The sequence below is a fragment of the Escherichia sp. TW14182 genome (assembly GCF_000208525.1).
Classification (GTDB): Bacteria; Pseudomonadota; Gammaproteobacteria; order Enterobacterales; family Enterobacteriaceae; genus Escherichia; species Escherichia ruysiae.
Genome location: NZ_AEJZ01000472.1, coordinates 1 through 719, shown reverse-complemented (window position 1 = coordinate 719; position 719 = coordinate 1). Strand labels below are relative to the sequence as shown.

Below are 719 nucleotides of genomic sequence, written 5' to 3'. Positions count from 1 at the left end.
CAGCAGACGCTGCGCATGGACAGCGGCAACACTAACGCCGTGCGCGGGCTGGCGAATCTTTATCGCCAGCAGTCGCCGGAAAAAGCCGAAGCATTTATTGCCTCGCTTTCTGCCAGCCAGCGGCGCAGCGTTGATGACATCGAACGCAGCCTGCAAAACGACCGCTTATCACAGCAGGCGGAGGCACTGGAAAATCAGGGTAAATGGGCGCAGGCGGCAGCACTTCAGCGTCAGCGACTGGCGCTCGATCCCGGCAGTGTGTGGATTACTTACCGGCTTTCGCAGGATCTCTGGCAGGCCGGACAACGCAGCCAGGCCGATACGTTAATGCGCAATCTGGCGCAACAGAAGCCGAACGACCCGGAGCAGGTTTACGCTTACGGACTGTATCTTTCCGGTCACGACCAGGACAGAGCCGCGCTGGCGCATATCAACAGCCTGCCGCGCGCGCAGTGGAACAGCAATATTCAGGAACTGGCAAACCGCCTGCAAAGCGATCAGGTACTGGAAACTGCCAGCCGCCTGCGTGAAAGCGGCAAAGAGGCAGAAGCGGAAGCGATGCTGCGCCAGCAGCCACCGTCCACGCGCATTGACCTCACCCTGGCCGACTGGGCACAGCAGCGACGTGATGACACCGCCGCCCGCGCGGCGTATCAGAATGTCCTGACGCGGGAGCCAACTAACGTTGATGCCATTCTTGGCCTGACGGAAGTGGATAT

The 719-nt window shown here is 60.5% G+C and carries 1 protein-coding gene; it reads left to right on the top strand.

Translation table 11 applies throughout. The features are described 5' to 3' along the window. Window positions 1-719 (top strand): tetratricopeptide repeat protein (locus tag EQY_RS0123335; RefSeq protein ID WP_000303327.1); only part of this gene is annotated, 719 nt, incomplete at both ends.